Here is a 17,702-nt window from a genome sequence, read left to right as displayed (position 1 = left end):
ATGGTAAAAAAAACTTTAGCAATTATGGCTGCTGGCATGGGTTCCAGATTTGGAAGTCTTAAGCAAATACAACCCGTTTATGGCAATTTTTCCATCATGGATTTTAGCATTTATGACGCCATTCAAGTGGGCTACAACCATATCGTTTTTATAGTTCGGGATGAAATTGTAGAGCTTTTTAAAGACCGCTATGCCAACAAATTACCTAAACATGTTTCCTTGGATTTTGTCATTCAAAAAAATGACTTATCAGATTCTCGAACACGCAAGAAACCGTGGGGTACTGGACATGCTTTATTAGCTTTAAAAAAAACTGTTACCACTGACTTCACCTTAATAAATGCCGATGATTTTTACGGTAGAAACGCCTTTCAGCTCATGCATGACGCGTTGTTTAAGGATACTAATTTGAATCATTATTTGGTTGCATATGCATTAAAAAATACCTTGTCCGACAATGGAACAGTTTCGCGTGGCATTTGTCATGTAGATAAAAATCAAAATTTAATTAGCATTGAAGAGCTTACGGCTATTATGAAGAATGATGCAGGTGAAATTATATCTCAAACTAATTTAATGTCTGAAACCCTAAATCCAAACTCCTTAGTGTCTATGAATTTCTGGGGCTTTAAACAATCCGTTTTTAATGTTGCAAATGATTTGTTCCTGAAATTCTTACATACGATTACTGATTTTGAAAAAGACGAATTTTACATCACCTATATTATTAAGCATCTTATTGAAAATAGTCCAAATAGTATTAAAGTATTAGCAACGGACAGCTCTTGGTTTGGCATGACCTATTCAGCGGATGAAACTTCAGCACGTGAAAATATTCAAACACATATAGACAGCAATTTCTATCCCAAAAAACTATGGTAGACCATGCATAAACTAGATAACATCTGCGAGGCTTTTGGAATAGAAACGCCATTAAAGTCAATTGAAACGTTACAATCTGGACATATAAATGATACATATTTGGTCACCCAACAAAATGACGAGAAGTTTATCATTCAAAAGTTAAACAGTCTTGTTTTTAAAGATGCCAAAGCTGTTATTGCCAATAAAATTGTGGTTTCAAAACATTTACATGCGAATTACAAAAAAACAAACTCACATTATCAGTCGGTAAATTATTTAAAAACGACGCAGAATGCCTATATATTTCAGGATGAAACGTGCTATTGGAATGTTATGCAATTTATTCCCAATGCTATTACTATGGATAGAGCAGAAACACCCGAAATAGCATTTGAAGCAGGAAAACTATATGGCGATTTTATTTTAAATACGGAGTCTATTTCACCAGAATCCATTACTGAAACATTAAAAGATTTTCATAATGTGCCTTTTAGGTTCACACAATTTGAAACTGCTCTAAAACTTGCAAAATCTAATCGGTTAGAAGCGGCTGCCGATTTAATAGCGTTCATAAAAAAGCATGCAACAAGCATGAGTGCTCTTGCCAGTTTGCAAGCTAAAAACCACTTCCCTATTCGGATTACACATAATGATGCTAAATTATCCAACATTCTATTTGATAACCAAAATAAAGGTTTAGCGGTTATTGACTTAGATACGGTCATGCCTGGATTAGTACATTATGACTTTGGGGATTCTGTACGTTCCATTTGCACCAAATCAACGGAAGATGAAACAGATTTATCTGAAATTTACATTGACTTAGAGTTGTATGAAGCCTATTGCAAAGGCTTCGCTTTAAAAACAAAGTCTATTTTAAAACCAGAAGAAATTGAAAATCTACCTTTAGGAGTTCAAACCATCATTTTTATAATGGGTTTACGTTTTTTAACCGATTACTTAAATAACGATATATATTATAAAACGACATATGAAAATCATAACTTGGATCGCGCATTAAATCAATTTACTTTGTTACAATCCGTACTTGACAATTTGGAATCCATAGAGCTTATTACGAAGCAACATTTTACATAATATCGCGCAATATTTCATTTTTCCTAGGTGTTTCCCAGGTTCCTCCTGTAAAATCAGGGATTTTTGTACTCGCGCTATTATTGGCTACAGACATTTCGGATAACGGTGTAATAGCACTCCACATAACACTATCATATAAATTAATATCTAAAGGTAATCCTTGATTTAAGCAACGCATCATTCTATAAATCATTACGAAGTCCATTCCGCCATGACCAACGGCATTAGCATCAATTTGCGTTCGTAATTTTTTCCAAAGTGGATGATCATAGCGTTCGCGATAATCTTTGTATTCTTCATCTTTTAACCATGAATGTCCCCACTGCAATTCCTCATGACCAACATATAATCTGGATGGATATCCTTCATGAACTGCTTTTGTTCCTGTAACCGTGTTTAGTCTGGAATAAGGTCTTCCCGTATGTGTGTCAAATTGAAGCATAATGGTTTTACCTTTTTTCGTTTTAATTAACGAGGTATTCATATCCCCACAAGCAAATTTTTGGGTTTTATAATTTTCTGTTTTTGCAGCTTCACTTAAACTTTGTTCTCTAGAACTCATACTCACCAAATGATCATAGTTATCACCACGACCAATATCCATATAGGCGCTCACAGGACCTAAACCATGACCCGTATAAAAATTCCCATTATTGGTTTCATGATGTTTTATGCGCCACTGATTTTCATAATAATTTGCATCGAGCATATGCTTCCGTAAATCATGAATATAAGCACCTTCCGCATGATTAATATCTCCAAAGACGCCTTCATTAATCATATTTAATATCCAGAGTTCTTCGCCATTAAAGCAGCAATTCTCCATATACATGCAATGTTTCTTGGTGCGTTCGGCTACTTCAATAAGTTTCCAGCAATCGTCCAAGGTCAAAGCCAATGGCTGCTCGCAAGCAACGTGCTTATTATTTTCCATACCATATACGCACATTTCCGTATGGAAATTCCATGGCGTTGCAATAATTAGAATATCAATATCGTCCCGTTTGGCCATTTTTTTCCATGCCTTTTCATCACCAAAATACAGATCGGCACCTTCGGGTTGGATTGTTTTTAAGTAGTCGTTATTTTTTGTGACTTTGTCTTCTTTTAAATCAGAAATGGCTACAATTTCAGCATGATTGTGTTTGATTAAATATTCAAACATCTGAATTAATACAGAGCCTCTATTTCCCATACCAATCATACCAACACGCACCTTATCAATAGGTTTGTCGGCAAAATTCACCATATTTCCTTGCGCTTTATTAGATCCTAATAAGGCATTTACAGCATCGACTTCTTGAAGATTTTCGCGATTATTTCCAGCAAGTAATGTGGGTGTAAGACCTAAAAAAAGCCCAGCTCTTGCTGATAGGTTTAAAAATGATTTTCTATTCATTTTATAGCGGTTTTGAAGTTTACCCCAAGTTATAAAATAAAAGTAAATAAAAAATTTTCTTTCCTAAAAAGTAAGTTAGTTTAGGCCTTTACTATTGGCTAGCGTTTTTTGATAAATAGCCTCATATTGATGAACTATTTTAGAAATCTCAAATTTACTAGCTTGTTTTGTAGCCTGAAGTTTAAAAGTATTAAGTGTCTCTGTATCCTTTAAAATAGCCAATGCATTTTTACTCATGTCTTCAATATCGCCAACATCACTTAAATATCCAGAAACACCTTGGATATTTACTTCTGGTATTCCTCCTGAATTACTAGAAATAACAGGCACTCCAGAAGCCATAGCTTCTAAAGCTGCTAAACCAAAACTCTCGGTTTCCGAAGGTAAAATAAACAAATCTGAAAAACATAAAATACGGTCAACTTCATTACTATTTCCTAGAAATACAACTTTATTTTCTATGCCTAAATCAATTGCTAATTGTTCTGCTCCTTCTTTTTCTGGACCTTCACCAACCATCATGAGTTTGGCAGGTATTTCTTTCTGAATGTTGTAAAATATTTTAACAACATCGGCAATGCGCTTTACTGGTCTAAAATTACTAACATGCGTTATAATCCGTTCATCTTCGTGAGCCATCATAGCTCGCTGGCAATCGGAAAAAGGACTGTTATATTTCCCAACATCTATGAAATTGGTAATAACTTCAATGTCATTTTTTATATCGAATAATCGAAGCGTATCACGTTTTAAACTCTCTGAAACGGAAGTTACCGCATCCGATTGATTAATACTGAATGTGACAGCTGTTTTATAAAAAGGATGACTCCCCACCAACGTTATATCTGTTCCGTGCAAGGTTGTAACAATGGGTACGTGAATACCTTCTTCCTGAAGCATTTTTTTCGCCATATAGGCTGCATAAGCATGGGGAATAGCATAATGAACGTGTAACACTTCTATTTTATGAAGCTTTACCATGTCAACTAACTTACTGGATAGCGCTAACTCATAAGGCTGATAATGAAATAACGGATATTCTGGGACTGTTACCTCATGGAAATGGACATTACTACCCAAAAGCTCTAAGCGAACCGGTTGTTTGTAGGTAATAAAATGGACTTCATGACCACGTTTTGAAAGCTCAATTCCTAATTCTGTAGCTACAACGCCACTACCTCCAAACGTTGGATAACACACGATTCCTATTTTCATTCCCTTACTTTTCTATTAAAATTTCAATTTTTGATATCTATCAAGCTTGGTCGTAATAAAACGATTTTCTATACAAACTGATTCAAAATTAATCGATAATCGCCTCATAAATTAATTCCTGAATGTCAGTTCTAATATTTTCCTTTAATAATGTGTTTGTTCCAGCATTAGGATACGTTCTATTAGCTAGAAACACATAAACAATTTCTTCTTCTGGATCCGCCCACGCATAAGTACCTGTAAAACCGGAATGTCCAAAACTTGACATAGAAATGCAACCACATGTTGGACCAGATTCTCCTAATTGCGGTTTATCAAACCCGACGCCTCGACGGTTATCTTTATCGCAATAAAAACACGTGTTGAATTTATCTAATGTTTCTGGTTTAAAATAGCGCTTTCCGCCATAAAAGCCTTTCTGCAAATAGGTTTGCATAATTTTAGCAACATCATTAGCATTACTAAAAATTCCTGCGTGACCACCTACGCCTCCTTGCATGGCTGCTCCCATATCATGCACATAACCTTGTACTTTTTGATAACGGTAATAATCATCTATTTCTGAAGGCACAATATTTATATCACTAAATTTACTATTTGGATTGTACGTGGTGTGATTTGCACCTATTGATTGATAAAAATGATCCTGAACCAATTCATCTAACCCCTTTTCGTAGTGTTTTTCTAAATATTTTTTAAGAATGTAATACGGTAAATCACTGTAACGATAGCGGAGGCTTTTTAATAAATCACTTTCTCTAATTATTTTTTGCATACTATCCTGATAATCGGCGCGCATGTATAATTCATTAGCCACTTTCACCGTAAATTTCCCGCCAAATTCTTTTCGATAATATTTAGGGTCTGGTTGTTTATTAGCGTCTAATGTTGCAAAATAAAATGGAATCCATGGACTTAAACGTGCATAATGAGACAGCATTTCCTTGATCGTAATATTCTTTTTATTAGAATTGGCATATTCCGGAAGTATTTTGGATAGTTTGGTATCCAATGAAACAATACCTTTTTCCTCCAATTCCATTAATAAAGGTAGGGTTGCCAATATTTTTGTTAATGAAGCTACATCATACATATCATTAAACTTCACAGGTTCTGCGTTGGCATCATAGGTATGTTTTCCAAAGTTTTTATTATAAATAACTTTACCTTTTCTGGCGACAAGTAACTGTACACCCGGTGTCATTTTTTCATCAACAGCACGTTGGGCTATTGCATCAATTTTATGAAGCTTTTCTGTGCTCATACCAACACGTTCTGGAATAGCATAACCCAATCGCGATAAACTTGACAATGTTAACCCGTTGCCAACCACATAACCATTGCCAATAGAAACGGGTAAAGTGCCTTGTGCTTGTACAGCGCCAAAAATAATTTGGGCAGACGCATCCTGCGCAATTGGACTATTTTGATAACTCACGACAAGACCTTCAATGTTTTCTAATGTTTTGACGTTTAGCAATGCGTAAGGTCTTACAAAAACATCAAGTATAACGGTATTGGTTCGGGCTATTTCATAAAGCCAAACTAATTCTTTATCCGAAAACTCAAAACTTTTCCACGGATTATCATTGGAACGATGAAAACCAATGATTACGGTATTATACGCCTTTAGTTTCTCTATAATTTCATCTAAATTATCGCCAGAAATTTCATGGACTTTTCCATATTTCTGGAGGCCTTTAAGAAAATGAGAACCATCATCATCTCCTAATTTTACATAGGCGATTTTTTTAGTTTCCAAATTGCGAATTGGTAAAATATCACCTTTATTTTTAACAACCGTAATGGCATTTTCCATGAGCTTTTCATAAAGCACATCATCTTTTGGTCTGTTTAAATCAGCCAATAGGTTTTCTAGTGCAACTGGTTTAAACTTATTTAGTCCAACTTTATACTTCGATTTTAATATCTTTTTAACTGAATGTGCTAATCGCTCTTCCGTAATTTCACCGGAATTGTAAGCATCTCTTATTTTATCAATTGCTTTTGGTACATCTTCAGAAATTAATAAGATATCATTTCCAGCTTGAAAGGCCGCTAAATCAATATCACCAGGACTATCAAAGTTGGCAACCCCTTTCATATTCAGGGCATCCGTAAAAATAAGTCCTTTAAAGCCAAGTTGCCCTTTTAAAATATCTGTAATTACATGTTTGGATAATGAAGTTGGCAAACCATTTTCAGATTCCAAAGCAGGCACATTTAAATGCGCCACCATAACACTAGAAACACCATCTTTTATAAGTCGTTTGTATGGGTAAATCTCTATAGAATCTAATCGTTTTAAATCGAAATCTAAAGTTGGTAATGCTTTATGCGAATCGGTATCCGTATCACCATGACCAGGAAAGTGTTTGGCACTTGATAAAACACCAGCACTATGCATACCTTGCATAAATGCCGTAGCTTTTTCAGTTACATTATCACGATCTTCTCCAAACGACCGATTTCCAATAATGGGGTTTTTAGGATTGATATTGATATCTATATCTGGAGCAAAATTAAAATGTACGCCTAATCGTTTGCAATGCTCACCAATGTGGTATCCAGCTTTGGCAACCAATTGGTTGTCTTCAATAGCGCCAAGCGTCATATTCCAAGGAAATGCATACGTAGAATCTAAACGCATGCTTAACCCCCATTCTGCATCCATACCAACTAATAGTGGCACTTTTGAAACAGCTTGCAATTCATTATTAAACCGAGCTTGATTGATTGGATCTCCTTTTGAAAAAATAATACCACCAATATGATTATTCATAACCATTTGGCTGATTGTATTTTCATGTCTTAAATCCATGTTTGAAAATGCTTGAACCATAAAAAGTTGGCCAATTTTTTCATCTAAGGACATACCTCCGTATATACTATCCACCCATTTCATCTGCGCTTGAGCATCAGCGGTTAATAGTGGATCTACAGCTTGTGCATAAACAAACGAGTTTGAAACACTAAAAAGAACTAAAAGAATTAGTAAACGCATATATAAAAAGGAATTATTATTTAGATGTACATTAAAAACAGTGCCAAATTACCAATTTTAGGCAAAAGTAACATAGACTTTAAGATAGATTTATAACGGGAATAGCATTAAATTATTGACATTGTTTTTCGTATTCATCAAGAAATTCATGGTAACGCTTTAGCGCATATTTAGTATCCAAATCCCACACAAATAATTTTCGTTTGGATTTATCTAATTTTTTAGCTTCTGCTTTCTTAAACTTATTGTGTTCCTTTAAATCCTGCCGTGTTTTTTTCCTGTTTTCACTGGACTGCAATATAACGGATTGCTCTTTTAAATAGGTTTGAAAAACGTCGCAATCTTTAGTAGGTACAGAAAAGGCTTTTATAAATTTATCATCCAAACTCCAAAAACTAAACAAGGAACCTACTGTAATGTCCTGCGGCATATAGGCATACTCTTGATCCTCATGCTTTAAATATACAAGTGGCGTTACAGACATCCCCGTATAAAGCGGTTTTTTACCACTATTTGGATCATGAAATAATACAGTAAGCACGTACATTTTTATGGTTCCATCACGCACTAAAGGCACGAGAATATCACGATTTTTGTAAACCGGATCCAAATTATTAGTAATTGTTTTTACTTTAATCATATCAAAAATAACAGGCTCCGAATCTATATCAAAAAGAGTAAGCGTCTTTATTGTACTTGTAGGAATTTTATAGGGTTTGGCATCTATAGATTCTTTTGCAATGAGGTTGGATCTGCCAGCTCGATTAGCTTCTAGATTTCGTAAACCCACTCCAAAACCACTAAACTCAAAGGTGCTCGCCTCTAAAAAATCTTTTAGAAGTAGCCGTTTGGTTTCGTTGTTGGTAAAGGTAATTTCTGCTAGATAAAAATCCTTTTTAATAAAAAAGATATCTATTTGCGCAAAACTATTTGCGGTGAAACAAAAAGTAATTATATATAATAACCATTTAATTTTCATGACGATAATATGCTGATGGATAGTTTATTTAACAAAACGTGAATGCCAGCTTTCACTTGCCGGGACTTCCCAATATTCTTTAAATTCAGCAATATTATTTACCAAGTTATTAAATACAATTGTGTTTTTAGAAACAGCTCTATCTTTAGCCATTTGTCGGAAATCGGTTAAGGTTTTATAAGCAACAAAATCGCCTTGCTTATAAGACACATTCATTTTATCCATTAAATCCACATTATATTCCTTTTCCAATCCTTGAATAAAATGAACAGATGCATCAATAGAACAGCCCGTTGCTTTATTTAAGTTTTGATTTAATGCTAAAACAATAAATCGCTTATATTTAATGGTATAACCAGCCTGCAAATCACTTCCGTGAGCCGTCCAGTTTTCTACAAAAGTATTGAGTTTAGCCTCAATTTCTTCCAATTCGACCTCTGTGAATGTGCGATTTGCTTGGTATATCCAAACACGTGATTCGTCTGGTAATGTATTAAAGTCTACTAGCATTTTTTATTTTTTTTAGTATTACTAAAAACTGTTGTAAGTCCCATTATTAATCCAAAAAAGAAAAAATAGAACAAAAATTGATTTAAATTGAAGGGTTCCTTATCTAGATAATCGAAAGCAGCCATGCCCAGGGCAAATATAAAACCTTGAATTCCACCTGAAATTAACCCTTTTTTTATATTTTTTGAATTAATTTTCATAATAATCATGGTTTGTTATTTTGATTCTGCAAAACACCTCTCGGTTTTCAATTCCATGAAATTTATTTTTTCCGGTTACGAAGACGTACGAAATCAAGAACCAAAACGCCAATACCAAAAAACACAAATTGATAAATATATTTTACAAAGTGGGCTACATCATCAACATAATAATCATAAGCATAAATAGAACCAGCAACTGCCAATGCTGCTATTACGGCAGAAATGTAGTTTGCTTTTTTCACTACTGATCCTTATTGCGTTTCTGTTCCTCTTTTTGCACCTTTCGGTACGCCATATACGCGTTAAAACAGCCAAATAGGACAAAGTGTAATGCAAATTTTAATATTGAAAATTCGCGTCCCATAAAATAATCGAATGTCACCATGACAAGGGCAAACATGATTCCAGAAATAACACCTAATTTTATATAAGTTTTATTTTTTTCAAAAAAGCTCATAATTCTATAAATCTTCAGCGTTAGCAATTAGTTCCGCAATATCCATAACTTCAATATTAGCTTCTTGGTCTTTGGCTTTAACACCATCCGTCATCATCGTATTACAAAATGGACAACCCGCAGCAATAATTTCAGGTTTGGTTTCCATGGCTTGTTCTGTACGTTCTACGTTTATTTCTTTATCGCCTTTTTCAGCATCTTTAAACATTTGCGCACCTCCTGCTCCACAGCATAATCCACGACTTTTACAGCTTTTCATTTCTACTAATTCAGCATCCAATTTACGAATTAGATCACGTGGTGCTTCATAAACACCATTAGCGCGACCTAGAAAGCAAGGGTCATGAAACGTAATTCGTTTGCCTTTAAATTGGCCACCTTCAATAGTTAAACGTCCATCTTCTAATAAGGATTTTAAAAATTGAGTATGGTGCATAACGTCATATTGCCCTCCAAGTTCTGGATACTCATTTTTCATGGTATTGAAACAATGCGGACAAGTGGTTACAATTTTCTTGATTTCGTAAGCATTCATTACTTCTATATTAGTAACGGCTTGCATTTGAAATAGAAATTCGTTTCCACTACGTTTTGCTGGATCGCCAGTACAACCTTCTTCGGTTCCCAGAACAGCAAAATCGACATTTGCTTTATTTAAAATTCGGACAAAAGCTTTAGTTATTTTCTTGGCTCTATCGTCAAAACTTCCAGCGCAACCAACCCAAAACAATACTTCTGGTTGTTTGCCTGCTGCCATATATTCTGCCATAGTTGGCACTTTTAGTTGTTCGCTCATAATAAATTCTTATTCATGTTGACCATCATCAAAAACTTGGATGGTGACTTTTTTATCGACTAAATCTGTAAATTTCCCTTTGTATTGCGTGGCCTTTACCAAATGGTTATCTATCCAGTGATAATTGCCGCCTCTTGGTTTGCCCATTAATAGGCTATGGAATTTAAATCCATGTTTATGTAGCCATTTTTCAGTAACATCCCGGTGGTCTTCAGTTCTGGAAGTGAAGAAACAAATTAAATGACCTTCGTCATACCATTTATTGCAGGTTATTAACGCATCTGGGTAGGGTTCACATGTTCCCATGCGTTCAGGTTCTTCATTTGGCACATCTTCTGTAATGGTACCATCAATATCTATTAAATAATTTTTTACGCCTTCCGGTAAAATAGGACTTACTTTTTCGCCTGCTTCAACCTTTTCATGCAATAATTTATCTGCGTCTTCTCTTTTCATGCTATTCCTGCTTTATTCACTATTTTTTTGAAGGCTATCATTTTCGGTTTCCTTATTCATTTCTAAAAAATCATCTTTAGAGATTCGGATAATTATAGCGAGTTTCTTAATGCCGTTTTCCAAAATATTATCTGGATTGTAGCGTTCATTATAGGCGCGATTTAAGGCTTCGTTTCCAATATTAGTTGTTTGTTTTTCAGAACAATAATCGCAAAAAACCGTTGTTAGTTTAATATCCGCTGCTTCCCTATTTTGATACGTGATTTCCGTATAAACTTTTATTTGTAAAGAATCCTTAGCATAACCTTGTGCGTGCATACTATTGATTCCAATAAAAAATACACAAACTAAAAGGCAATATGTTATCAGGTTATTTTTAATGATACTTCAATTTTAAAATAAGGGCTATTCGTTTTTCCAGTTTAAGCGATCCATTTGGTTATAAGGCCAAGGTGCCGCGTTATTTTCTATATTTGTCATCATATTATTTAATTCCATTGGGGCTGCACTTTCTTCCATTACCAAATAACGACGCATATCCATAATAATAGATAGTGGATCAATACTTACCGGACAGGCTTCCACACAGGCATTACAGGAAGTACAAGCCCATAATTCTTCACGCGTAATATAATTGTCTAATAATTGTTTTCCATCATCTTGAAAAACACCTTTATTAGCATCTATATTTTTACCTACTTCTTCCAGTCTATCTCGCGTATCCATCATAATTTTACGAGGCGATAGTTTCTTGCCTGTTAAGTTTGCAGGACATTCACTAGTACAACGTCCACATTCTGTACAGGTGTAGGCATTTAATAATTGTACCCAATTTAAATCCTGTACATCACTAGCACCAAATTTTGCAGGCACCTCATTTTCATCTTCTTCAGCTGGTGCAGCATACGGATCGGCATCGGGATCCATCATCATTTTAACCTCTTTAGTAACAGCTTCTAAATTATCAAGCTGCCCTTTTGGCTTCACCTTACCATAATAGGTGTTAGGAAATGCTAATAGAATGTGTAAATGTTTTGAAAAATATAAATAATTAAGGAACCCTAAAATCCCTAAAATATGCAACCACCAAGCTGCGCGTTCAATTGCGTGAATCGTTGCCTCTGGTAATCCGTTAAATAGTGGAGCAATAAATTGGCTAATAATATTTCCCGATTCCATACTTTGGAATTTAAGATCTGTTGCGTTCATTACCAGGAATAATGCCATTAACACCATTTCAATATATAAAATAATATTACCATCATTTTTTGGCCAACCTGTCATTTCCGCTTTCCAAAAACGCTGAATTTTAATCACATTTCTACGCAACCAAAAGATAATAACAGAAACAAATACTAAAGCCGCTAATATTTCAAAAAATCCAATAAGGAAGCCATACACCGATGTCGGTAATATTTCAGAAAAAATTCTGTGTGAACCAAAAAGACCATCAATAATAATTTCCAAGACTTCAATATTAATTATAATGAAACCCACATAAACAATAACATGGAGAAATCCAGAAACGGGGCGTTTCACCATTTTACTTTGGCCTAAAGCAATATTAATCATGTTTTTCCAACGTTGTGATGTATTATCACTCACGTCCACATCTTGGCCTAGTTTAATGTTACGAAGTAGTTTTTTGACATTTTTAGCAAAATAGCCAATACCAATAATTAAGGCAATGGCAAACAGTATGTTTGGAATATAATTCATGGTTGGTTTGGTTTATTCTCTTGGACTTTCAGGCTTTTCGTAATCGTCTTTATTTTTTCCTCCAAATACAGATACATTAACGTAACGTTTTGGATTAAGTTTAACATCCTGCAACAGTTCTCTTAACTGTAGAGACGCTATTTCCAAGTTATTGTAAAGTTTATCATCCTTAAGTAATTTTCCCATTGTACCTTTTCCTTGTTCCACATCAGACAACAAAGCGTTCACGTTTGCTAAAGTGTTATCTAAATTAGCAAGGGTTGTTGAAAGATCCACTTCTTTTAAGCCATCTGTAAAAGTTGCTAGATTTCCACTTATAGAATCGAAGTTTTTTATTACAGCCGATAAATTTTCATCGTTTTTTTGCACCAAAGCCGTAACGGAATTAGATAGCATATTAAACGATTTAATAGTTTCATTTAATTCCGCAATAGCATTTCTTAATCCTTTTTCCGAATCATCTCTTAAAATATCATTAACACCGATGAGCAAGGTGTCTGCCGATTTTAAAGTTGTACCTAAATCTTGACTTATATCTGAAAAATTACCAGTTAATTGTTGAACCAATCCCATTTCCACTTCAGATGGGAAGGTCGTGCCATCTTCTGCAATTTCGCCGTCATTAGGGTCCACAATTGCAATAGCATTATCGCCTAATAAACCTGATGAATACAAGCGGATTTTACTATTTTTAGAAAGTTTCAAATCATTATCAACCGTAAAAGTAACACGGGTTTTAGCGGTTTCTGGAACGTATTTAATTTCTTTAATTTGACCAACCGAATTTCCTTTTATTGTAACGGGAGAAGATGATGCTAGCGCATTATAATCAAATTCTGTATAGTAGGTATTAGCGCCATCCAACAGATTTTTGCCCTGAAGGAAATTAATTCCAAAAATTAGAAAAACGATTCCTGATAGGACTAATATGGCAGTTTTAACTTCTTTAGATAGTTTCAAATTGATGATATTTGGTTATTAAACAAAATTAGAAATAAATTAATAAAGAATGTACTTAATTAGAAGATGTTTTTAGCACATTTGCTAAAGGTATGAGTTCTCCGTTTTTAAAAGCCACAATAAAACAGCCATTATAACCCTTGGCATCCGCTTCATTTTTATATCGCTTAGCCACATTATAATCTGACGTATCACCAAAATAATATTTATAAAGATTGCCTATTTGTTCTTTCGATATGGGATCCAACCCTTTAAAATTATAAGGTTTAGTCACAATATTACGCGAGCTTGCAGCAATTTGAATTTTAAATGTTATGCCTTCGTAAACATCAGGTATCTCTGTTGTTTTAATTGCATTTGCAATAGATTCATTCAATATTTCCGGTTGAAAAGAATCGCCAACATTACTATCTAAATTGTTTTTATAATGCAGAATGGCGTCTTTTATAGCCATAGACATTTCATGTTGTCCTTTACCTGAATTGAGATAAGCACCTTCTGGTTTATAAGTTAAAAACCCCGTTTCAATTAATACACTTGGCATATACGTATTATGCAATACCCAAAATCCTGCTTGTTTAACACCACGACTTTTTCGGTTGAGTTTTCCTGTGAAATTAGTTTCAATATAACTTGCCAATTGTATGCTTTGATCCAAAAACTCCTCCTGCATAAGTGTTAACCCTATTAAAGATTCTGGTGAATTAGGGTCGAAACCTTCATAATGCTTCTCATAATCATCCTCCAAGAAAATAACTTCATTTTCTTTTTTAGCAATATTAAAATTTTGTTCATTGGCATGTAAACCCAACACAAAAGTTTCCGTTCCATGCGCACTATTTGTAAAAGCATTGCAATGAACAGACACAAATAAATCGGCATCGGCTTTATTTGCTATGGCAGCACGTTCACGTAATTTCAGGAAGACATCTGTTTTTCGCGTGTAGATAACTTCAATATCTTTATTTTTTTCTAATTCCTTACCTACTTCCAAAACAATATTTAAAGCAATATTTTTTTCCTTGTAACCATTCCCTAAATTACCGGGATCATGACCACCGTGACCAGCATCCAAGACAACTACAAATTTATCGGACTTGCTTTGCGAAAAGACGGAATTAACAGAAGAAACTGTTAAAAGCAATGTAAATAATAAGAAAGATATATAGGTATTCGTTTTCATATAGGATATAACAACTTTTTTAATAGTTTATTTTAATTTTGGAATTTTTGGATATATTAATTTAATCACAAAAAATATATGTAATTTTGGCAATTCAAAAACCGAGCCATACTTTTACAAAAATACATTTAAAAGCGTTGCGTACAAACAACTTTCACATACTTTTTGCCCTAAGTTTTACAGTGTTTATCAACACGTTTGGCTTTGCTCAAGATTTGCCAAAATCGGGAATACAGGTAGAATCAAGCACCGATAACGATAGCTTAAATGTGAGTGTTGGTGATGCTTTAAAACCAATAACCTCTGAAAAAGGACAAGACTCCACGCTTAATGATACGGTAAAGCCCAAGCAAGAATTACTTACGGGTCCCATAAAATACAGAGCTACAGATTATACATCCTTTAATAATAAAGAACAAAAATTGTACATGTACAATGAAGCCGAAGTGTATTATGAAGACATGGAACTTAAGGCCGGAATTATTGTTATTGATTATAATACCAATACAGTTTTTGCAAAAGGAATTATAGACTCCACAGGGCTATACACGCAAGCGCCTATTTTTAAACAAGCAGAAAATGAGGTGAAACCCGATTCTATAAAATTTAATACGGTTACAGAAAAGGCTTTAATTTATAATTCCAATACCCAACAAGGCGATATTAAAATATTTGCGCCTATTACCAAAAAAGTAAACGATTCTGTTATATTTCTCTATAAAGGTCGTTTTACAACAGCAAAAGATATTGAAAACCCAGAATACTATTTTCAAGCGAGTAAAATAAAAATTGTACCTGGCGAAAAAATTGTGGTAGGCGTTACTAATATGGTAATAGCCGATGTACCAACGCCTTTAGGTTTACCATTTGGTTTTTTTCCTTTAACAAATAAGCAAACATCAGGTGTTATTATTCCTACTTTTGGAGAAGAAAGTAATCGTGGGTATTTTATTCAGAATGGTGGTTATTATTTTGCGTTAAGTGATTATTTTGATTTGGCTGTCCTCGGTGACTATTACACAAACGGTAGTTATGGTTTACGAATGGAAAGTGCTTATGCCAGCAGGTATAAATTTCGTGGTAACTTGGGATTTCGGTATGAAAACCTCATTAATAGTGAACGTGGTTTTCCGGACTATGGAAAATCCAATATTTATAATATTCGTTGGTCCCATGCACAGGACCAAAAGGCCAATCCAAACTCACGATTTTCAGCATCCGTCAATTTAGGAAGTAGCAAATATTACCAAACATCTATAAATCAGGTTAATGCTCCTAGTTTTTTAAATAATACATTAGCATCATCTGTATCCTATGCCAAAACCTTTCAAGGTGAACCACAAGTTAATTTAAGTGCTACTGCTACCCATTCGCAAAACACAAATACTGAAGTCATTAATATGACATTACCTACTGTTCAAGCTAGTGTAAGTAGAATTTTCCCTTTTGCACCGAAAGAAGGGATTAAGAAAGGTATTATTCAGAATGTTAATTTTCAGTATAATGTACGTGCCGAGAACAGAATAGAAACAACTGATTCGCTATTCTTTAAAAAAGAAATGTGGGATAGTGCAGAAAATGGTGTGCAACACAGTATTCCATTAACAACAAATTTTAAAGTTTTCAAATATTTAAGCTTAAGTGCTAGTACCTCTTATGATGAGACTTGGGTTTTTGAAACGGTTAATAAATATTATGATCCTGATGAAAAGAAAGTAGTTACAGAAACTGAAAAAGGTTTTGATGCATTCCGAACCTATAATTTTAGTACTAGTGTTGGGACCACCTTATATGGAATGTTCGATTTTAGAAAAGCAGGCAAAGACCCTAAAATTCAACAGATTCGTCATGTTATGAGGCCATCCATGAGCTATAATATTAATCCGTCTTTTAGTAATTATTACCAAACTTATGAGGTGGTAAGTGCAGATGGTTTAACCGTTACAGAAGAGGAATATACGCGTTTTGAAGGTGGTATTTTTGGTATTCCAAATAATCGCTATTCTAGTTCAATAGGCATGAGTTTATCTAACAATATAGAAGCTAAAGTACGCGATAAAGATTCATCAGCAACAGAAGCTAAAAAAATAAAACTCCTTGACAACTTAAATTTTTCAACAGCCTATAATTTGGCGGGAGATTCATTAAACTGGAGTCCATTAAGAATGTCTGGAGGTACACAGATATTAAACAATAAAATGTCTATAAACTTTGGAGCAACGTTGGACCCGTATGCTTTAGATAATAACAACTCCAAAATTGATAAGTTTAATATTGATAATGGTGGTAGTTTATTCCGATTAACAAGTGCCAATATTACAATGAGTTACTCCATTTCTAGTAATGATTTTGATGGCACAGAAAACGACCGAAGTACAGCAGAAAATTTGCGTAGCGGTGGTCGTGCCGATGATTTATTTGGTCGAGCACAAGATTTTTCAGACCAGAGCTATTATGACAAAGACGATGATGATAAGGAACGAACACCTAGCAAGTTATATACCAATAAAATTCCTTGGAATGTTAAATTTGCCTACGCTGCTAATTACACGAATACACGAAGAGAGAATGAAATATCATCACATTCACTCATGTTTTCTGGTGATGTAGAAATTGCGCCCCAATGGACTTTTGGAGCTTCATCGGGTTATGATTTTAAAAACAATGGTTTTACTTACACCCAATTACGTTTTGAGCGCGATTTATTAAGTTGGCGCATGAATTTTAGCTGGGTTCCTTTTAGTACTAGAAGTTCGTGGTATTTCTTTATTGGGATTAAATCCAATATCCTGAAAGATATTAAATATGATAAACGACGCCAGCCTGACCAACGACTATAATGTATTCCAACACGATTAA

General features: G+C 34.3%; 17 protein-coding genes. 3 read left to right on the top strand and 14 right to left on the bottom strand.

Going from position 1 to position 17,702, the window contains the following annotated elements:
• Positions 1-882 carry a sugar phosphate nucleotidyltransferase gene (locus ACN0QX_RS00405; RefSeq protein WP_417195017.1) on the top strand — a complete coding sequence of 294 codons (882 nt, stop codon included), beginning with the start codon at positions 1-3 and terminating at the stop codon, positions 880-882.
• A 3-nt stretch (positions 883-885) separates the two neighbouring features.
• A complete protein-coding gene (locus ACN0QX_RS00400) occupies positions 886-1,962 on the top strand; it encodes a phosphotransferase enzyme family protein (RefSeq protein ID WP_417195016.1) in 1,077 nt (358 codons plus the stop codon).
• On the opposite strand, the gene ACN0QX_RS00395 is transcribed toward ACN0QX_RS00400, so the two are convergent.
• From ACN0QX_RS00395 to ACN0QX_RS00330, 14 genes are all read right to left on the bottom strand, one after another.
• Positions 1,955-3,361 (bottom strand): Gfo/Idh/MocA family protein, encoded by a 1,407-nt coding sequence (locus ACN0QX_RS00395; protein ID WP_417195015.1) that lies wholly within the window; start codon positions 3,359-3,361, stop codon positions 1,955-1,957. The two genes, ACN0QX_RS00400 and ACN0QX_RS00395, sit on opposite strands and share 8 nt — an antisense overlap.
• Before the next feature lie 75 nt (positions 3,362-3,436).
• The gene (gene bshA, locus ACN0QX_RS00390) at positions 3,437-4,576 is read right to left on the bottom strand and encodes an N-acetyl-alpha-D-glucosaminyl L-malate synthase BshA (RefSeq protein ID WP_417195014.1); all 1,140 of its coding nucleotides are present in this window, start codon (positions 4,574-4,576) and stop codon (positions 3,437-3,439) included.
• Positions 4,577-4,664: 88 nt separating this feature from the next.
• Complete coding sequence (locus tag ACN0QX_RS00385; RefSeq protein ID WP_417195013.1) at positions 4,665-7,580, bottom strand: glycoside hydrolase family 3 N-terminal domain-containing protein; 2,916 nt, start codon at positions 7,578-7,580, stop codon at positions 4,665-4,667.
• Between the two features lie 112 nt (positions 7,581-7,692).
• Entirely contained in the window at positions 7,693-8,559 is an 867-nt protein-coding gene (locus ACN0QX_RS00380; RefSeq protein WP_248399396.1) for a hypothetical protein, read from the bottom strand.
• 24 nt (positions 8,560-8,583) lie between these two features.
• A complete protein-coding gene (locus ACN0QX_RS00375) occupies positions 8,584-9,069 on the bottom strand; it encodes an ABC transporter ATPase (protein WP_248399394.1) in 486 nt (161 codons plus the stop codon).
• Positions 9,063-9,269: a hypothetical protein gene (locus tag ACN0QX_RS00370; RefSeq protein ID WP_248399392.1), complete on the bottom strand. Its 207-nt coding sequence runs from the start codon at positions 9,267-9,269 to the stop codon at positions 9,063-9,065. Before ACN0QX_RS00370 ends, ACN0QX_RS00375 begins: the two co-directional genes overlap by 7 nt.
• A gap of 62 nt (positions 9,270-9,331) precedes the next feature.
• Entirely contained in the window at positions 9,332-9,514 is a 183-nt protein-coding gene (locus ACN0QX_RS00365) for a hypothetical protein (RefSeq protein ID WP_248399390.1), read from the bottom strand.
• Positions 9,514-9,729: a hypothetical protein gene (locus tag ACN0QX_RS00360; RefSeq protein ID WP_248399388.1), complete on the bottom strand. Its 216-nt coding sequence runs from the start codon at positions 9,727-9,729 to the stop codon at positions 9,514-9,516. Before ACN0QX_RS00360 ends, ACN0QX_RS00365 begins: the two co-directional genes overlap by 1 nt.
• Before the next feature lie 4 nt (positions 9,730-9,733).
• A complete protein-coding gene (locus ACN0QX_RS00355) occupies positions 9,734-10,525 on the bottom strand; it encodes a (Fe-S)-binding protein (RefSeq protein WP_376859860.1) in 792 nt (263 codons plus the stop codon).
• Positions 10,526-10,534: 9 nt separating this feature from the next.
• Positions 10,535-10,981, bottom strand: a complete 447-nt coding sequence (locus tag ACN0QX_RS00350) for a phosphoheptose isomerase (protein ID WP_248399384.1) — start codon at positions 10,979-10,981, stop codon at positions 10,535-10,537.
• 12 nt (positions 10,982-10,993) lie between these two features.
• A complete protein-coding gene (locus ACN0QX_RS00345) occupies positions 10,994-11,299 on the bottom strand; it encodes a hypothetical protein (RefSeq protein WP_248399383.1) in 306 nt (101 codons plus the stop codon).
• Positions 11,300-11,386: 87 nt separating this feature from the next.
• On the bottom strand, positions 11,387-12,700 hold the full coding sequence (locus tag ACN0QX_RS00340; protein ID WP_417195011.1) for a 4Fe-4S dicluster domain-containing protein: 1,314 nt from the start codon (positions 12,698-12,700) through the stop codon (positions 11,387-11,389).
• A 12-nt stretch (positions 12,701-12,712) separates the two neighbouring features.
• Positions 12,713-13,660, bottom strand: coding sequence for an MlaD family protein (locus tag ACN0QX_RS00335; protein WP_248399379.1), 948 nt, complete (start codon positions 13,658-13,660; stop codon positions 12,713-12,715).
• A 55-nt stretch (positions 13,661-13,715) separates the two neighbouring features.
• Positions 13,716-14,843 carry an N-acetylmuramoyl-L-alanine amidase family protein gene (locus ACN0QX_RS00330; RefSeq protein WP_248399377.1) on the bottom strand — a complete coding sequence of 376 codons (1,128 nt, stop codon included), beginning with the start codon at positions 14,841-14,843 and terminating at the stop codon, positions 13,716-13,718.
• An 86-nt stretch (positions 14,844-14,929) separates the two neighbouring features.
• Between ACN0QX_RS00330 and ACN0QX_RS00325 the strand changes: the two genes are divergently transcribed.
• Positions 14,930-17,683: a putative LPS assembly protein LptD gene (locus ACN0QX_RS00325; RefSeq protein ID WP_417195010.1), complete on the top strand. Its 2,754-nt coding sequence runs from the start codon at positions 14,930-14,932 to the stop codon at positions 17,681-17,683.
• The last annotated feature ends 19 nt before the right edge of the window (positions 17,684-17,702 follow it).

This window comes from Bizionia sp. (assembly GCF_048259285.1).
Classification (GTDB): domain Bacteria; phylum Bacteroidota; class Bacteroidia; order Flavobacteriales; family Flavobacteriaceae; genus Algorimicrobium; species Algorimicrobium hallyeonense.
Note: the sequence above shows the minus strand (reverse complement) of the source record. Positions and strands in the feature narration are given on the sequence as shown.